15 protein-coding genes and 1 pseudogene are annotated in these 17527 nt (G+C 68.9%); 15 read left to right on the forward strand and 1 reads right to left on the reverse strand.

Annotated features, from left to right (window positions below):
• The 12 genes and pseudogenes from K206_RS38155 to K206_RS0113170 all read left to right on the forward strand — a co-directional run.
• Positions 1–438: pseudogene (locus K206_RS38155) on the forward strand (hypothetical protein); the annotation flags it as partial.
• A gap of 2 nt (positions 439–440) precedes the next feature.
• Positions 441–1241, forward strand: coding sequence for an SDR family NAD(P)-dependent oxidoreductase (locus K206_RS0113120; protein ID WP_043366525.1), 801 nt, complete (start codon positions 441–443; stop codon positions 1239–1241).
• A gap of 61 nt (positions 1242–1302) precedes the next feature.
• Positions 1303–2154: an enoyl-CoA hydratase family protein gene (locus tag K206_RS0113125; protein ID WP_020202873.1), complete on the forward strand. Its 852-nt coding sequence runs from the start codon at positions 1303–1305 to the stop codon at positions 2152–2154.
• A 39-nt stretch (positions 2155–2193) separates the two neighbouring features.
• Complete coding sequence (locus K206_RS0113130) at positions 2194–3357, forward strand: acyl-CoA dehydrogenase family protein (RefSeq protein WP_020202874.1); 1164 nt, start codon at positions 2194–2196, stop codon at positions 3355–3357.
• A 75-nt stretch (positions 3358–3432) separates the two neighbouring features.
• Positions 3433–5109 (forward strand): AMP-binding protein, encoded by a 1677-nt coding sequence (locus tag K206_RS0113135; RefSeq protein WP_020202875.1) that lies wholly within the window; start codon positions 3433–3435, stop codon positions 5107–5109.
• Positions 5106–5579: a thioesterase family protein gene (locus K206_RS0113140; RefSeq protein ID WP_020202876.1), complete on the forward strand. Its 474-nt coding sequence runs from the start codon at positions 5106–5108 to the stop codon at positions 5577–5579. The genes K206_RS0113135 and K206_RS0113140 overlap by 4 nt, the downstream gene beginning before the upstream one ends.
• 91 nt (positions 5580–5670) lie before the next feature.
• Positions 5671–6078 (forward strand): RidA family protein, encoded by a 408-nt coding sequence (locus K206_RS0113145; RefSeq protein WP_020202877.1) that lies wholly within the window; start codon positions 5671–5673, stop codon positions 6076–6078.
• A gap of 342 nt (positions 6079–6420) precedes the next feature.
• Positions 6421–7557, forward strand: coding sequence for a glutamine-hydrolyzing carbamoyl-phosphate synthase small subunit (gene carA, locus K206_RS0113150; RefSeq protein WP_029043581.1), 1137 nt, complete (start codon positions 6421–6423; stop codon positions 7555–7557).
• 82 nt (positions 7558–7639) lie between these two features.
• Positions 7640–8317: a leucine efflux protein LeuE gene (leuE, locus tag K206_RS0113155; protein ID WP_020202879.1), complete on the forward strand. Its 678-nt coding sequence runs from the start codon at positions 7640–7642 to the stop codon at positions 8315–8317.
• A gap of 64 nt (positions 8318–8381) precedes the next feature.
• Positions 8382–11630: a carbamoyl-phosphate synthase large subunit gene (gene carB / locus K206_RS0113160; RefSeq protein ID WP_020202880.1), complete on the forward strand. Its 3249-nt coding sequence runs from the start codon at positions 8382–8384 to the stop codon at positions 11628–11630.
• Between the two features lie 213 nt (positions 11631–11843).
• Positions 11844–12320 carry a transcription elongation factor GreA gene (gene greA / locus K206_RS0113165; protein ID WP_020202881.1) on the forward strand — a complete coding sequence of 159 codons (477 nt, stop codon included), beginning with the start codon at positions 11844–11846 and terminating at the stop codon, positions 12318–12320.
• A gap of 17 nt (positions 12321–12337) precedes the next feature.
• A complete protein-coding gene (locus K206_RS0113170; RefSeq protein ID WP_020202882.1) occupies positions 12338–12841 on the forward strand; it encodes a DUF4149 domain-containing protein in 504 nt (167 codons plus the stop codon).
• Positions 12842–13009: 168 nt separating this feature from the next.
• Here the strand turns inward: K206_RS0113170 and K206_RS0113175 are convergent, their stop codons facing one another.
• A complete protein-coding gene (locus K206_RS0113175) occupies positions 13010–13507 on the reverse strand; it encodes a YhbY family RNA-binding protein (protein ID WP_029043582.1) in 498 nt (165 codons plus the stop codon).
• A gap of 273 nt (positions 13508–13780) precedes the next feature.
• On the opposite strand from K206_RS0113175, the gene K206_RS0113180 reads away from it, so the two are divergent.
• From K206_RS0113180 to folP, 3 genes are all read left to right on the forward strand, one after another.
• Positions 13781–14446 (forward strand): RlmE family RNA methyltransferase, encoded by a 666-nt coding sequence (locus K206_RS0113180; RefSeq protein WP_020202884.1) that lies wholly within the window; start codon positions 13781–13783, stop codon positions 14444–14446.
• Positions 14447–14562: 116 nt separating this feature from the next.
• Positions 14563–16446, forward strand: coding sequence for an ATP-dependent zinc metalloprotease FtsH (gene ftsH, locus K206_RS0113185; protein ID WP_020202885.1), 1884 nt, complete (start codon positions 14563–14565; stop codon positions 16444–16446).
• Between the two features lie 267 nt (positions 16447–16713).
• Positions 16714–17520 carry a dihydropteroate synthase gene (gene folP, locus K206_RS0113190; RefSeq protein WP_369796885.1) on the forward strand — a complete coding sequence of 269 codons (807 nt, stop codon included), beginning with the start codon at positions 16714–16716 and terminating at the stop codon, positions 17518–17520.
• The last annotated feature ends 7 nt before the right edge of the window (positions 17521–17527 follow it).

Raw genomic sequence — 17527 nt, forward strand, 5'->3', positions numbered from 1 at the left:
ATCGCGCGCGCGTTCAAGGCCGCCGGCGCCGACATGATCGACTGCTCGTCCGGCCAGGTCAGCCCGGACCAGGCGCCGGTGTACGGCCGCATGTACCAGACGCCGTTCGCCGACCGCATCCGCAACGAGGCCGGCATCGCCACCATCGCCGTGGGTGCGATCTTCGAGGCCGACCACGTCGACAGCATCATCGCCGCCGGGCGCGCCGACCTGTGCGCGATCGCGCGCCCGCACCTGGCGGACCCGGCCTGGACCCTTCACGAGGCGGCGCGCATCGGCCACCGCGAGCTGGCGTGGCCGAAGCAATACCAGGCCGGCAAGCGCCAGCTCGAAACCAATTTGGAACGCGCCGCGCAGATGGCGCAACAGCAGGCGGCGCAGGCGGCGCGGGCGATACAAGCGGCGGCGCGGCATGCGCGCCAGGCGGAGGAACGTTGAACATGGCGGCACAACTTGCATTGCAGGGCCGGCACGCGCTGGTCACCGGCGGCGGCCGCGGCATCGGCGCGGCGATCGCGCGGCGGCTGCTCGCGCACGGCGCCAGCGTCACGCTGCTCGGGCGCGACGCCGCCACGCTGGCCGCCACCGCCGACGCGCTGGCCGACGCGGTGGTGCCGCCGGCCACGCTCGGCACGGTGAGCGCGGACGTCGCCAGCGCCGACAGCGTGGCGGCGGCTTTTGCCGCGGCGGCCGCGCGCGCGGGGCGCATCGACATCCTCGTCAACAACGCCGGGCAGGCGCGCAGCGCGCCGTTCCTGAAGACCGATCTGGCGTTGTGGCAAGGCATGCTCGAAGTCAACCTGACCGGCACCTTCCTGTGCACGCAGGCGGCGCTGCCCGGCATGCTGGAAAACGGCTGGGGCCGCATCGTCAACGTGGCCAGCACCGCCGGGCTGGCCGGCTACGGCTACGTCAGCGCCTACTGCGCGGCCAAGCACGGCGTGATCGGGCTCACGCGCGCGCTGGCGCTGGAGACCGCGCGCGGCGGCGTGACCGTCAACGCGGTCTGCCCCGGCTACACCGAGACCGACATCGTGCGCGACGCGGTGGCCAACATCGTGCGCAAGACCGGCCGCGGCGAAGCCGAGGCGCGCGCCGAGCTGGCGAAGGGCAACCCGCAGGGCCGGCTGGTCCAGCCCGAGGAAGTGGCCGACGCGGTGGCGTGGCTGTGCCAGCCGACTGCCGGCGCCATCACCGGGCAGGCGGTGCCGGTGGCCGGCGGCGAAGTCATGGCCGGCTAGCCGCGCGCGCCGGGACACGACCCACGCAATCCAACCAACACCCGCAAGCGAGAGAGACGAGATGAGCGAAATCGCACTGGACATGCGCCACCACAAGCGCAGCTTCGCCGGCTACCAGCCCAGGCACTTCCTGTGGTCGGTCTCGGCCGACGGCAAGGTCGGCACCGTGACGCTGAACCGCCCCGAGCGCAAGAACCCGCTGACCTTCGATTCCTACGCCGAGCTGCGCGACCTGTTCCGCGGCCTGTGCCATGCCAGCGACATCAAGGCCGTGGTCGTCACCGGCGCCGGCGGCAATTTCTGCTCGGGCGGCGACGTGCACGAGATCATCGGCCCGCTCACGCGCATGACCATGCCCGAGCTGCTCGACTTCACGCGCATGACCGGCGACCTGATCAAGGCCATGCGCGCCTGCCCGCAGCCGGTCATCAGCGCCGTCGACGGCATCTGCGCCGGCGCCGGCGCGATGATGGCGCTGGCCTCCGACATGCGGCTGGGCACGGCGCAGGCCAGGACCGCCTTCCTGTTCGTGCGCGTGGGCCTGGCCGGCGCCGACATGGGCGCGTGCTCGCTGCTGCCGCGCGTGATCGGCCAGGGCCGCGCCGGCGAGCTGCTCTACACCGGCCGCGCGATGAGCGCGGAAGAGGGCCTGCAATGGGGCTTCTTCAACGCGCTGCACGCGCCCGGCACGCTGCTGGCCGACGCGCAGGCGCTGGCCGCGCAGATCGCCGCCGGCCCCACGTTCGCGCACGGCGTGACCAAGAAGCTGCTGCACCAGGAATGGAACATGGGCCTGGACGAAGCCATCGAGGCCGAGGCCGAAGCGCAGGCCATCTGCATGCAGACGCGCGACTTCCGCCGCGCCTACGACGCCTTCGTCGCCAAGGCGCGCCCGGTGTTCGAAGGCGACTGAATCTTGCGCGCAACGCCGAACCAGAGGAAATCCCACGCCATGTCCGACAAGAGTTATCTCTCGCTGCCGTTCTTCGACGATGCGCACCGCGCGCTGGAGCAGCGCCTCGACGCCTGGGCCGCGGCCTCGCTCGCGGTCGACCACCGCGACACCGACGCCGCCTGCCGCGCGCTGGTGCGCCAGCTCGGCGCGGCCGGCTGGCTGCGCTATTGCGTGCCGGCCGCCTACGGCGGCGCGCTCGACAAGCTGGATTCGCGCTCGCTGTGCCTGCTGCGCGAGACGCTGGCCCGCCATGATGGCCTGGCCGATTTCGCCTTCGCCATGCAGGGGCTGGGCAGCGGCGCGATCTCGCTGGCCGGCAGCGAGGCCGTGCGCGAGCGCTACCTGCCGCGCGTGGCGCGCGGCGAGGCCATCGCCGCGTTCGCGCTGTCCGAGCCCGATGCCGGCTCCGACGTGGCGGCCATGCAGTGCCGCGCCGCGCGCGACGGCGACGACTACGTGCTCGACGGCGCCAAGACCTGGATCTCCAACGGCGGCATCGCCGATTTCTACTGCGTGTTCGCGCGCACCGGCGAGGCGCCCGGCGCGCGCGGCATCTCGGCCTTCGTGGTCGACGCCGACACGCCCGGGCTGACGATTGCCGAGCGCATCGACGTGATGGCGCCGCACCCGCTGGCCACGCTGCGCTTCGACCGCTGCCGCGTGCCGGCCGGTGCGCGCCTGGGCGAGGCGGGGCAGGGCTTCAAGGTGGCGATGATGACGCTGGACATCTTCCGCGCCTCGGTGGCCGCCGCGGCGCTCGGCTTCGGCCGCGCCGCGCTGGACGAGGCGCTCGCGCGCGCCAGCACGCGGCCGATGTTCGGCGGCGTGCTGGCCGACCTGCAACTGACGCAGGCCGCGCTCGGCGACATGGCCACCGCGATCGACTCGGCGGCGTTGCTGACCTACCGCGCGGCGTGGCTGCGCGACGTGGCCGGCGTGCGCACCACGCGCGAGGCGGCGATGGCCAAGATGGTGGCCACCGAGAACGCGCAGCAGGTGATCGACCGCGCCGTGCAGATGTTCGGCGGGCTCGGCGTCAAGGTCGGCACACGCGTGGAAAGCCTGTACCGCGAGATCCGCTCGCTGCGCATCTACGAAGGCGCCACCGAGGTGCAGAAGCTCATCATCGCGCGCGAGACGCTGGCGCAGCAGCGCGGCTAGCGCGGCGGACAGCCTGGCGGACAGCGCGGCAAGACCCTTACCAGCATCATCAGAATGAAGGAAGCGGAGACAATCATGGCTAGCACAGCTCACCTCGATACCTTTGCGCGCGACCGGCTGCCGCCCCCGGAGCAGTGGCCCGAGCTGCTGTTCAACGAAGACACGCAATACCCGCCGCGCATGAACTGCGCGCTGGAGCTGGTCGAGCGCCACGTGCGCGAGGGGCGCGGCGCGCGCGTGGCGATCCGCTACGAGCAGGACGGCGCGCGGCACGCGGTCACCTACGCGGAGCTGGCCGCGCTGTCCAACCGCATCGCCCACGTGCTGACCGGCGACATGAAGCTGGTGCCCGGCAACCGCGTGCTGCTGCGCGGGCCCAACAACCTGATGATGGCGGCGAGCTGGCTGGCGGTGGTCAAGGCCGGCCTGATCGCGGTGCCGACCATGCCGCTGCTGCGCGCCAAGGAACTCAAGCAGGTCATCGACCGCGCCCAGGTCGGCGCGGCGCTGTGCGACGCGCGCCTGCGCGACGAGCTCGACGCCAACCTCGCGCCCGGCGGCGCGCAGCACTGCCCGGGCCTCGCGCAGGTGCGCTACTTCAACGGCAGCGGCGCCGACGCGCTGGAGGCGGCCATCGCCGGCAAGCCGGACGCCTACGCGGCCTGCGACACCGCCGCCGACGACATCTGCCTGATCGCCTTCACCAGCGGCACCACGGGCCAGCCCAAGGGCACCGTGCATTTCCACCGCGACGTGATCGCCATGTGCGACCTGTTCCCGCGCCACGTGCTCAAGCCGGGCCCGGACGACATCTTCTGCGGCACGCCGCCGCTGGCCTTCACCTTCGGCCTGGGCGGCATGCTGTGCTTCCCGCTGCGCGCGGGCGCCTCCACCGTGCTGGCCGAGCGGCTCACGCCGGAGAGCCTGCTGGCGCTGATCCAGTCGTGGCGCGCCACCATCGTCTTCACCGCGCCGACCTTCTACCGCCAGATGGCGGCGCTGGCGCCGGGCTACGACATCGCCAGCCTGAAGAAGAGCGTGTCGGCCGGCGAGGCGCTGCCCGACGCCACGCGCCAGAGCTGGAAGGCCGCCACCGGCATCGAGATGACCGACGGCATCGGCGGCACCGAGATGATGCACATCTTCATCTCCAGCGCCGGCGCGGACGTGCGGCCCGGCGCGATCGGCAAGGTGGTGCCGGGCTACGTGGCGCGCATCGTCGACGAGGCCATGCAGCCGGTGCCGCCGGGCACGGTCGGCAGGCTCGCGGTGCGCGGGCCCACCGGCTGCCGCTACCTGGACGACCCGCGCCAGGCGGCCTACGTGAAGGCCGGCTGGAACCTGCCCGGCGACACCTTCATGGCGGATGCCGACGGCTATTACTTCTACCAGGCGCGCTCGGACGACATGATCGTCTCGGCGGGCTACAACATCGCCGGCCCCGAGGTGGAGAGCGTGCTGATGCGCCACGCGGCGGTGGCCGAATGCGGCGTGGTCGGCATGGCCGACGCCGAGCGCGGGCAGGTGGTGGCGGCCTACGTGGTGCTGCGCCCCGGCGTGCCGGCGGGCGAGGACACGCGCGCGGCGCTGCAGGCCTACGTCAAGGCGGAGATCGCGCCGTACAAGTATCCGCGCCGCGTGATCTTCGTCGACGCGCTGCCGCGCACCGAGACCGGCAAGCTGCAGCGCTTCCGTCTGCGGCAGATGGCCGAGCAGCAGGCGGCGGCGGACGGCGGGGCGGGGCAGCCGTGAGCGAGGTCTTCGCCGGCACGCGGCGCGTGCGCTTCAAGGACTGCGATGCCGCCGGCATCGTGTTCTTCCCGCGCTACTTCGAGATGCTCAACGACCTCGTCGAGGACTGGTTCCGCGAGGCGCTGGGCTGGCCCTTCGGCGAGATGCACGGCGCCGGCGGGGCCGGCGTGCCGACCGCGGCGCTGTCGTGCCGCTTCATGGCGCCGAGCCGGCTCGGCGAGGTGCTCACGCGCGAGCTGCGCGTGACGCATCTCGGGCGCAGCAGTTTTTCGCTGCTGGTGCGCTTTCGCGGGCCGGCCGGCGACGCGCGGCTGGAGATCGCGCAGCGGCTGGTGTGCGTCGATGCCGGCAGACTGGCGCCGCGCGCGCTGCCGCCCGCGGTGCACGCGGCGATGGCGCGCTTCCTGGCGCCGCCGGGCGAGGCCGGCGGTGTGCCTGCCGACGGCCCGCGCGGCGAGGACGGCGGCTGAGCGCCGCGCCAGCCCGGGCTGCATGGGACTGCACGGGGCCGCATCGGAAAACATGGAATTCAACATCACAAGAACGACGGGGAAACCGATCATGAAGATTCTGCAACCACCAGACTGGGCGCCGCCGCGCGGCTATGCCAACGGCGTGATGACGGAGATGTGCGTGGGCAGCCGGCTGCTGTTCGTCGGCGGCCAGATCGGCTGGAACGGCAGGTGCGAGTTCGAGACCGACGATTTCGCGGAACAGGCCGGGCAGGCGCTGCGCAACGTGGTGGCGGTGCTGGCCGAGGGCGGGGCGCGCCCGGAGCACATCGTGCGCATGACCTGGTATGTGAAGGACAAGGCGGCCTACGTGGGCGCCTACCGCGCCATCGGCGAGCATTACCGCGCCACCATCGGCCGCCATTTCCCGGCCATGACGGCGGTGGAGGTGTCCGACCTCGTGGAGGCGCGCGCCAAGGTGGAGATCGAGGTGACGGCAGTGGTGCCGCCGGCATGAACCCCGCGCCGCACGCCGCGGCGTGCGGCCGCAGGCCGGGTGGCCCGCACGCCGCCGTGCGGTCCGCAAGTCCTTGATAACTTGAGAAAATGGGCGCGGCAGGGTATAATCCGAAAGTTTCGCTTTCAGAACCCCTCACCCTAGCGCCTACCGAATTCCACCTTCCGCCGCCCCCATTTCGCCCTGGCTCCGCCCCATGTTTTCGTGTGGCGTTTCGAGCGCCTGGCGAACGGTCCGGGCAACAGGCGGCGCCTCCGGCGCCATGCCTGCTGCCAAGCCGGACAACGGGGCAAGAGGCGTTGAGCAGGTCGGTCACGGGGTGAATCCAGCAGGAGCCTACCCGTGTTACCGTCTTTTCCGTCCGCCATTCTCGCGCTTGCAGACGGCACGGTCTTTCGTGGCTATTCCATCGGCGCTTCCGGTCATACGATTGGCGAAGTGGTGTTCAACACCGCCATCACCGGATACCAGGAAATCCTTACCGACCCGAGCTATTCGCGGCAGATCGTCACGCTGACGTATCCGCATATCGGCAATTACGGCGTCAACGGTGAGGATGTCGAGGCAACGAAAGTCCATGCCGCCGGCCTGATCATCAAGGATCTGCCGATTCTGGCCTCCAGCTTCCGCAAGGAGCACACGCTCGCGCACTACCTCAAGCAGGAAAAGGTGGTGGCGATCGCCGGCATCGATACCCGCAAGCTGACCCGCATCCTGCGCGAGAAGGGCGCCCAGAACGGCTGCATCCTGGCCGGCGAGGACAATGTGCAGAAGGCCATCGACCTGGCCCGCTCGTTCCCCGGCCTGGCCGGCATGGACCTGGCCAAGGTGGTGTCGGCCAGGGAGCCGTACGAATGGACCCAGTCCGAGTGGAAGCTCGGCGCCGGCTACGGCAAGCAGGAGCAGCCGCAGTTCCACGTGGTCGCCTATGACTACGGCGTCAAGTTCAACATCCTGCGCATGCTGGCCCAGCGCGGCTGCAAGGTGACGGTGCTGCCGGCCCAGGCCAGCGCGGCCGACGCGCTGGCGCTCAACCCGGACGGCATCTTCCTGTCCAACGGCCCGGGCGACCCGGAGCCGTGCGACTACGCCATCGCCGCCACGCGCGAGTTCATCGCGCGCGGCATTCCCACGTTCGGCATCTGCCTGGGCCACCAGATCATGGCCCTGGCCGTGGGCGCGAAGACGCTCAAGATGAAGTTCGGCCACCACGGCGCCAACCACCCGGTCAAGGACCTGGACGACGGCCGCGTGGTGATCACCTCGCAGAACCACGGCTTCGCCGTGGATGCCGCCACGCTGCCGGCCAACGTGCGCACCACGCACGTGTCGCTGTTCGACGGCTCGCTGCAGGGCTTCGCGCTGACCGACAAGCCGGCGTTCTGCTTCCAGGGCCACCCGGAAGCCTCGCCCGGCCCGCACGACGTGGCTTACCTGTTCGACCGCTTCACCAAGATGATGGCGGACGCGCGCAAGTAAGCGCGGCGCAACGGACCGGCAACGAAGCAGAACCGAAGAAGAAACGAAGACAGCAAGACCCAGGAACCAGCAGGAACCCCCCATGAACGCCTTCATGCACGCCACGCTCGGCATCACCGATTTCTGGACCTATGTGCTCGGCACGATCTTCATCGTGCTGCTGCCGGGGCCGAACTCGATGTACGTGCTGTCGGTCGCCGCCCAGCGCGGCGTGCGCGCGGGCTACAAGGGCGCCTGCGGGGTGTTCCTGGGCGACGCGGTCCTGATGGTGCTGTCGGCGGCGGGCGTGGCCTCGCTGCTGCAGGCCAGCCCGGCGCTGTTCTACGTGGTGAAGTACATCGGCGCGGCCTACCTGGGCTGGATCGGTCTGCAGATGCTGCGCGGCGCGCTGCGCAGCTGGTCGCAGCGCGGCGCCGAGGCCGGGCGCGAGGCGCCCGCGGCCGCGCCGGCGGACCGCGCCAACCCGTTCCGCAAGGCGCTGGTGGTGAGCCTGCTCAATCCCAAGGCGATCCTGTTCTTCATCTCCTTCTTCATCCAGTTCGTCGATCCGCAGTTCGGCCATCCGGCGCTGTCGTTCGCGGTGCTGGGGCTGGTGTGCCAGGTGTTCAGCTTCGCCTACCTCACCTCGATCATCTTCGCCGGCGCCAGGCTGGCGGAGATGTTCCGCCGCCGCCGGCGCCTGTCGGCGGGCATGGCCAGCGGGGTGGGCGCCATGTTCATCGGCTTCGGCGCGAAGCTGGCCACGGCCACCCTGAACTGAATCGAATCCTGATATCCGGCGCGGCCCGCGCGAGCGCGCGGCCGGCCAACAAAGAGAGCGTGCAATGCCAAAGCGCACAGACATTAAGAGCATCCTGATCATCGGCGCCGGCCCCATCATCATCGGGCAGGCGTGCGAGTTCGACTATTCCGGCGCCCAGGCCTGCAAGGCGCTGCGCGAGGAAGGCTTCAAGGTCATCCTGGTCAACTCCAATCCGGCCACGATCATGACCGACCCCAACACGGCCGACGTGACCTACATCGAGCCGATCACCTGGGAAGTGGTCGAACGCATCATCGAGAAGGAGCGCCCCGACGCCATCCTGCCGACGATGGGCGGCCAGACCGCGCTGAACTGCGCGCTGGACCTGCACCGCCACGGCGTGCTGGACAAGTACAAGGTGGAGCTGATCGGCGCGTCGCCCGAGGCCATCGACAAGGCCGAGGACCGCCAGAAGTTCAAGGAGGCGATGACCAAGATCGGCCTGGGCTCGGCCAAGTCCGGCATCGCCCACTCGATGGAAGAAGCGCTGGCCGTGCAGTCGCAGATCGCCAGGGAAACCAGCACCGGCGGCTACCCGATCGTGATCCGCCCGTCCTTCACGCTGGGCGGCTCGGGCGGCGGCATCGCCTACAACCGCGAGGAATTCGAGGAAATCTGCAAGCGCGGCCTGGATCTGTCGCCCACGCGCGAGCTGCTGATCGAGGAATCGCTGCTGGGCTGGAAGGAATATGAGATGGAAGTGGTCCGCGACAAGGCGGACAACTGCATCATCATCTGCTCGATCGAGAACCTGGACCCGATGGGCATCCACACCGGCGACTCGATCACCGTGGCCCCGGCGCAGACCCTGACCGACAAGGAATACCAGATCCTGCGCAATGCCTCGCTGGCGGTGCTGCGCGAGATCGGCGTGGACACCGGCGGCTCCAACGTGCAGTTCTCGATCAACCCGGCCGACGGCCGCATGATCGTGATCGAGATGAACCCGCGCGTGTCGCGCTCGTCGGCGCTGGCCTCCAAGGCCACCGGCTTCCCGATCGCCAAGGTCGCGGCCAAGCTGGCGGTCGGCTACACGCTCGACGAGCTCAAGAACGAGATCACCGGCGGCCAGACCCCGGCCTCGTTCGAGCCGTCGATCGACTACGTGGTCACCAAGGTGCCGCGCTTCGCCTTCGAGAAATTCCCGCAGGCCGACAGCCACCTGACCACCCAGATGAAGTCGGTGGGCGAGGTGATGGCGATGGGCCGCACCTTCCAGGAATCGTTCCAGAAGGCGCTGCGCGGCCTGGAAGTCGGCGTGGACGGCCTGGACGACAAGTCCACCGACCGCGACGAGATCGTCGAGGAAATCGGCGAAGCCGGCCCGGACCGCATCTGGTACGTGGGCGATGCCTTCCGCATCGGCATGTCGCTCGAGGAAGTGCACGCCGAGACCGACATCGACCCGTGGTTCCTGGCCCAGATCGAGGACATCGTCAAGACCGAGACCCTGGTCAAGGCGCGCAAGCTCGACAGCCTGTCGGCGGCCGAGCTGCGCCACCTGAAGCAGAAGGGCTTCTCCGACCGCCGCCTGGCCAGGCTGCTCGGCGCCACGCCGGCCGAGGTGCGCGCCGCGCGCCACGCCGCCGGCGTGCGCCCGGTCTACAAGCGCGTGGACACCTGCGCGGCCGAGTTCGCCACCAACACCGCCTACATGTACGGCACGTACGAAGCCGAGCATGGCGAGTGCGAGGCGCAACCGACCGCCAACAAGAAGATCATGGTGCTGGGCGGCGGCCCGAACCGGATCGGCCAGGGCATCGAGTTCGACTACTGCTGCGTGCACGCCGCGCTGGCGCTGCGCGAGGACGGGTACGAGACCATCATGGTCAACTGCAACCCGGAAACCGTGTCGACCGACTACGACACCTCGGACCGCCTGTACTTCGAGCCGCTGACGCTCGAAGACGTGCTGGAGATCGTCGACAAGGAAAAGCCGGTCGGCGTGATCGTGCAGTACGGCGGCCAGACCCCGCTGAAGCTGGCGCTGGACCTGGAAGCCAACGGCGTGCCCATCATCGGCACCAGCCCCGACATGATCGACGCCGCCGAGGACCGCGAGCGCTTCCAGAAGCTGCTGCAGGAACTCGGCCTGCGCCAGCCGCCCAACCGCACCGCGCGCGCCGAGGACGAGGCGCTGCGCCTGGCCGAGGAAATCGGCTACCCGCTGGTGGTGCGCCCGTCCTACGTGCTGGGCGGCCGCGCGATGGAAATCGTGCATGAGCCGCGCGACCTCGAGCGCTACATGCGCGAGGCCGTGAAGGTGTCGCACGACTCCCCGGTGCTGCTGGACCGCTTCCTCAACGACGCCATCGAGTGCGACGTCGACGCCCTGTGCGACGGCCAGCGCGTGTTCATCGGCGGCGTGATGGAGCACATCGAGCAGGCCGGCGTGCACTCGGGCGACTCCGCCTGCTCGCTGCCGCCGTACTCGCTGGCCCAGGCCACCGTGGACGAGCTCAAGCGCCAGACCGCGGCGATGGCCCGCGCCCTGAACGTGATCGGCCTGATGAACGTGCAGTTCGCCATCCAGCACACCGACGGCCAGGACGTGGTCTACGTGCTGGAAGTGAACCCGCGCGCCTCGCGCACGGTGCCTTACGTGTCCAAGGCCACCGGCCTGTCGCTGGCCAAGATCGCCGCGCGCTGCATGGCCGGCCAGTCGCTGGACTCGCAGGGCATCCACGACGAAGTGGTGCCGCCGTACTTCAGCGTCAAGGAAGCGGTGTTCCCGTTCAACAAGTTCCCGGGCGTGGACCCGGTGCTCGGACCCGAGATGCGCTCCACCGGCGAGGTGATGGGCGTGGGCAAGACCTTCGGCGAGGCGCTCTTCAAGAGCCAGCTCGCCGCCGGCTCGCGCCTGCCGGAGAAGGGCACGGTGCTGCTGACCGTGAAGGACAGCGACAAGCCGCACGCCGTCAGCGTGGCCCGCATGCTGCACGAGATGGGCTACCCGCTGGTGGCCACGCGCGGCACCGCCTCGGCGATCGAGGCCGCCGGCATTCCGGTGCGCGTGGTCAACAAGGTCAAGGACGGCCGCCCGCACATCGTCGACATGATCAAGAACGGCGAGCTGGCGCTGGTGTTCACCACCGTGGACGAGACCCGCACCGCCATCGCCGACTCGCGCTCGATCCGCATCTCGGCGCTGGCCAACCGGGTGCCGTACTACACCACCATCGCCGGCGCGCGCGCCGCGGTGGAAGGCCTCAAGCACCTGCAGAGCCTGGAGGTCTACGACCTGCAGGGCCTGCACGCCTCGCTGGCCTGAGCGCCGCGGGGCCCGGCCCGGCCGGGCCCCCGGGCCGCCCGCAGTTGCTGCGGGCGGCAGTCTTGGCCTAAACTACGGCAATCTGGTCGGTCAGGGCCGACGACCCAATCTGAGAACAACCTGAAAAGCCGCGGTTGAGCGGAAGTGCCCGGGCACGTTGCCGGTGCATGGTTCCCGCTCCGCTGCGGCTCATTTTTTTGCAGAACGAAAGACATGAGCACGATTCCGATTACCAAGCGCGGCGCAGAGTTGCTGAAAGAAGAGCTGCAGCGCCTGAAGGCGGTCGAGCGTCCCGCCGTGATCAATGCCATTTCCGAAGCGCGCGCGCAGGGTGATCTCTCGGAAAACGCCGAGTACGACGCCGCCAAGGAAAAGCAGGCCTTCATCGAAGGCCGCATCCTGGAAGTGGAATCCAAGCTGTCGGCCGCGCAGGTCATCGACCCGAGCCAGCTCGACACCGACGGCCGCATCGTGTTCGGCGCCACCGTGGACCTGGAAGACCTCGAATCCGGCAAGCCGGTGTGCTACCAGATCGTCGGCGACGACGAGGCCGACCTCGACAGCGGCAAGATCTCGGTCAGCTCGCCCATCGCGCGCGCGCTGATCGGCAAGTTCGAGGGCGACGTGGCGACCGTGCTGGCCCCCGGCGGCGAGCGCGAATACGAAGTCATCACGGTTCGCTACATCTGAACGATCAACGAGGCTTCGTGTTCTCCTCTTCCTATTCCAGTCTGCCGCCGCTGCCGCATCGGATCTTTCTCCTGCTGACCGTGGTCTGGGCCGGCAGCCTGTGGACGGTGGGCTACATGGTGGCCCCGACCCTGTTCGCCGTGCTGCCCAGCCGGGAAACCGCCGGCCTGATCGCCGGCCAGTTGTTCCGCACCGAAGCCATTCTCGGCATCGTGGTGGGCGTGCTGCAGCTGGCGCTGTGCAACCTGATGATCCGCCGCGGCGCGGGCCGCTACCGCGGCCTGCGCTGGCTGGTGCTGGCCATGCTGGTGTGCGTGCTGGCCGGCTATTTCGGCATCCAGCCGTTCATGGAAGATCTCAAGGACAAGGCGTCCGCGCTCGGCGTGGGCGTGTCGGAGTCGCCCTACAAGGGCCAGTTCGGCATGCTGCACGGCGTGTCGAGCGTGATCTACCTGGTGCAGAGCCTGCTGGCCCTGGTCATGGTGTGGCGCGCAGCGGCGCCACGTTCGGCGGGCGAATAAGAAGTCGTTTCAAAAAGATCCTGGCGTCGTTGCGCGGCACGGCAAGTACCAGCTGTACTGTCTGCGGCCGCGCCTGGCCAGGACCGCTTCGCTTCATGTTGAAACAACTTCTAAGCCCGAATAAGGCACATGGCCCGAAGCGCGGCCCTGGCCGCGCCGGGCAGCGCTTCAGTCGAGCGCCTTCTTCTTCTGGCTGGACGGACGCGGACGCGCGCGCTTGACGTTGCCGCCGGCGGTCACGCGCTCGTTGCCGAGCACCGTCACCTGCGAGCGCTTCGGGCGGCGGTTGGGTGCCGCGCTGGGCTTGCGCACCGTCACGGTGCGCGGGGCGGCGCCGCCACGCGGCGCCAGCCGGCCCAGTTCCTGGGGACGGTTTTCCTTGAGGACGGCCGGGCCCGGGCGCCATACCACCAGCAGCTTGCCGATGTGCTGGATCGGGGCCGCGTCGAGATCCTCGCAGATGGCTTCGTAGATGGCGATGCGGTTCTCGCGGTCGTCGCCGAACACACGGATCTTGATCAGGTCGTGCGAGGCCAGGCTGCGGTCGATTTCCGCCAGTACCGGGCGCGTCAGGCCGTCGGCGCCGATCATCACGACCGGGTTGAGGCCGTGGGCGCGGGAGCGGAGTTCGGAGCGCTGGGCTGGAATAAGTTGAAGAGCGGGCATAGATAAAGCGCAGGCGAGGGCGCAAATGGGCGCGGGTTAGTGCAAACGGGCGCGCAGCTCGGTGCGCAAACCAGGGCACCGAAGTGCCGAAAAAACGAATCGGCGCGTATTATCCGTCAAACTGGCACCGTCGGGCTGCAAAAACAGCAAAACGAATGAAAAACGCGCGGCCGCTCCCGGACCGGGGCGGCGCGGCAAATGGTTTCCGGGGCGGGTGCCCCGCGCAGGCATCAGGCGAGTTTCAGGCAGGTATCAGGCAGGTTTCACAGGCAAATGGCCAAGAACAAATTCAATCAGTCGTGGCTGCACGACCATATCAACGATCCGTATGTGAAGCTGGCGCAGCGCGAGGGCTACCGTGCCCGCGCCGCGTACAAGCTCAAGGAGATCGACGAGCAGGACAAGCTGATCCGTCCCGGCCAGGTCATCGTCGACCTCGGCGCCGCGCCGGGCAGTTGGAGCCAGTACGCGCGCAACAAGCTGGCGGCGTCGCCGCGCGCCAAGGACGGCGGCATCGACGGCGCGGTGGTGGCGATCGACATCCTGCCGATGGAAGCCGTCGCCGACGTCACTTTCATCCAGGGCGACTTTCGCGAGGAGCCGGTTTTCCGCCAGCTCGAGGAAATCGTGCTGGCCGCCTCCGGCGGCGCGAAGATCGACCTTGTTTTGTCGGATATGGCCCCCAATCTGTCCGGGGTGGCCTTCGCGGACGCGGCGCGCATCGATTACCTGTGCGACCTGGCGCTGGAATTTGCGCAGGCCCATTTGAAGCCGGAGGGCTCATTGCTGGTAAAGTGCTTCCATGGCAGCGGTTATAGCCAGATCGTGGAGAAGTTCAAGCGCCAGTTCAAGGTGGTCGCCAAACGCAAGCCCAAGGCGTCGCGCGACAAGTCTTCCGAGACCTTCATTCTTGGGCGTTACCTCAAGTCGGTGGGGTGAGATGGGCCAGCGGGACGGGCCTATCGCATCGATGAATTTGCTTTTCCCCCCGGCACCGGGCACTGCATTACAATGCAGCTATCCCGTTGGCAAGGCGTTCGTAAAGGAGTTTGGCCTTGAATAACAACCTGTTTCAAAAGGCGGCAATCTGGCTCGTGATCGCGCTGGTGTTGTTTACCGTCTTCAAGCAGTTCGACAAGCCCCGCACGCAGGAGGGCGTCACCTATTCGCAGTTCATGGATGACGCCAAGAACGGCAAGGTGGGCCGGGTTGACGTGCAAGGCCGCAATCTGGTGGTGACGCCCAAGGAAGGGCAGAAGTACACCATCATCTCGCCGGGCGACATCTGGATGGTCGGCGACCTGATGAAGTACGGCGTCCAGGTGACCGGCAAGGCCGACGACGAACCCAACGTGCTGGTCCAGGCCCTGTACTACCTCGGGCCGACCCTGCTGATCATCGTGTTCTGGTTCTACATGATGCGGCAGATGCAGGGCGGCGGCAAAGGCGGCGCCTTCTCGTTCGGCAAGTCGCGCGCGCGCCTGATCGACGAGAACCAGAACGCGGTCACGTTCCAGGACGTCGCCGGGTGCGACGAATCCAAGGAAGAAGTGGTCGAGCTGGTCGACTTCCTCAAGGATCCGCAGAAATTCCAGAAGCTGGGCGGGCGCATCCCGCGCGGCGTGCTGCTGGTCGGCCCTCCGGGCACCGGCAAGACGCTGCTGGCGCGCGCCATCGCCGGCGAGGCCAAGGTGCCGTTCTTCAGCATCTCCGGCTCGGACTTCGTTGAAATGTTCGTCGGCGTGGGCGCGGCCCGCGTGCGCGACATGTTCGAGAACGCCAAGAAGCAGGCGCCCTGCATCGTGTTCATCGACGAAATCGACGCGGTCGGCCGCCATCGCGGCGCCGGCATGGGCGGCGGCAACGACGAGCGCGAGCAGACCCTGAACCAGATGCTGGTCGAGATGGACGGCTTCGAGGCCAACTCGGGCGTGATCGTGATCGCCGCGACCAACCGCTCCGACGTGCTGGACAAGGCGCTGCTGCGTCCGGGCCGCTTCGACCGCCAGGTCTACGTGGGCCTGCCGGACATCCGCGGCCGCGAGCAGATCCTCAAGGTCCACATGCGCAAGGTGCCGATCGGCAACGACGTCGACGCTTCGGTGATCGCGCGCGGCACGCCCGGCTTCTCGGGCGCCGACCTGGCCAACCTGGTCAACGAAGCAGCACTGTTCGCCGCCCGCCGCAGCAAGCGCGTGGTCGACATGCAGGACTTCGAGGACGCCAAGGACAAGATCTACATGGGTCCGGAGCGCAAGTCCACGGTCATGCGCGAGGAAGAACGCCGCGCCACCGCGTACCACGAGTCCGGCCATGCGGTCGTGGCCAAGCTGCTGCCCAAGGCCGACCCGGTGCACAAGGTCACGATCATGCCGCGCGGCTGGGCGCTGGGCGTGACCTGGCAGCTGCCGGAGCATGACAAGTACTCGAAGTACAAGGACAACATGCTCGACGAGATCGCCATCCTGTTCGGCGGCCGCGCGGCGGAAGAGGTCTTCCTCAACGCTATGAGCACCGGTGCTTCCAACGACTTCGAGCGCGCCACCAAGACCGCGCGCGACATGGTGACTCGCTTCGGCATGAGCGACACGCTCGGCACGATGGTCTACGTCGATACCGAGCAGGACGGCATGTTCGGCAAGATGTCCTCGAAGACCGTGTCGGAAGCCACGCAGCAGAAGGTCGACGCGGAAATTCGCCGCATCGTCGACGAGCAATATGGCTTGGCCAAGCGCCTGCTCGAGGAAAACCGCGACAAGGTCGAGGCCATGACGACCGCGCTCATGGAATGGGAAACCATCGACGCCGACCAGGTCAACGACATCATGGCGGGCAAGCCGCCGCGGCCGCCGCGCGGCGCGTCCGGCCAGAACGGTGGTGGCAACACCCCGTCGGGCGGCTCGCCGGTGGCGCCTGCCACCGCGCCCGCCGCGGCCTGAACGGCCGGCTCGGCGGCAGCGGCCGCAGTCGTTTGCCTGCCCGTCCACCGAGCCCGAAGCCGGCGCCCCGTGCGCCGGCTTTTTCATTGCCGCCGCCCAGGCGCGGCCTATTCCACGGCCTATTCCGTGGCCTATTCCGCGGCCTGCCTCGCGGCCCGTCCCGGTTTCCTGCACTTTCCCGGTTTTCCCATGTTGTCCCCGATCTCCGCTGATTCGCATTTCCAGTGCGGCCGCTTCCGCTTCGCACGCAACCGCCGCCCGCTGGTGATGGGCATCCTCAACGTCACGCCCGACTCGTTCTCCGACGGCGGCCAGCATGCCGGGCGCGATGCCGCGCTGCGCCATGCCGAGCGCATGATCGCCGAGGGCGTCGACATCATCGACATCGGCGGCGAGTCCAGCCGGCCGGGCTCGGCGGCGCTGCCGCTGGAGCAGGAACTGGCGCGCGTGCTGCCGGTGGTGGAGGCGCTGCGCGACTGCGGCCGGCCCCTGTCGATCGACACCTACAAGCCCGAGGTCATGCGCGCCGCGCTGGCCGCCGGCGCCGACCTGATCAACGACATCTGGGGCTTTCGCATGCCCGGCGCGGTCGCGGCCGTGAGCGAGGCGGCGGCGGGGCAGGCCGGCCTGTGCGTGATGCACATGCAGCGCGACCCGCAGACCATGCAGGAAGACCCGCGCTACGGCGACGTGGTGCGCGAGGTGGCCGGCTTCCTCGGCGAACGGGTGGACGCGCTGCGCGCCGCCGGCGTCGACGAGGCCCGCATCACCCTCGACCCGGGCTTTGGCTTTGGCAAGACGCCGGATCATAATCTGCAGTTGCTGGCCCGCCTGCCGCAACTCGCGGTAGCGGGGCTGCCGCTGCTGGTAGGCTTGTCGCGCAAGTCGACGCTGGGCGCCATCCTCGGCGGCCGGCCGCCACAGCAGCGCGTGGCCGCCAGCCTGGCCGCGGCGGTCTGCGCGGCGGACCGCGGCGCGTACATCGTGCGGGTGCACGACGTGGAGCAGACCGTGGACGCCATCAAGACGTGGTGGGCCATCCGGCAGGAATCGATCACAGGGGACGCGGGCTAGCATCCCC

The organism is Cupriavidus sp. WS, assembly GCF_000395345.1.
GTDB lineage: Bacteria > Pseudomonadota > Gammaproteobacteria > Burkholderiales > Burkholderiaceae > Cupriavidus > Cupriavidus basilensis_B.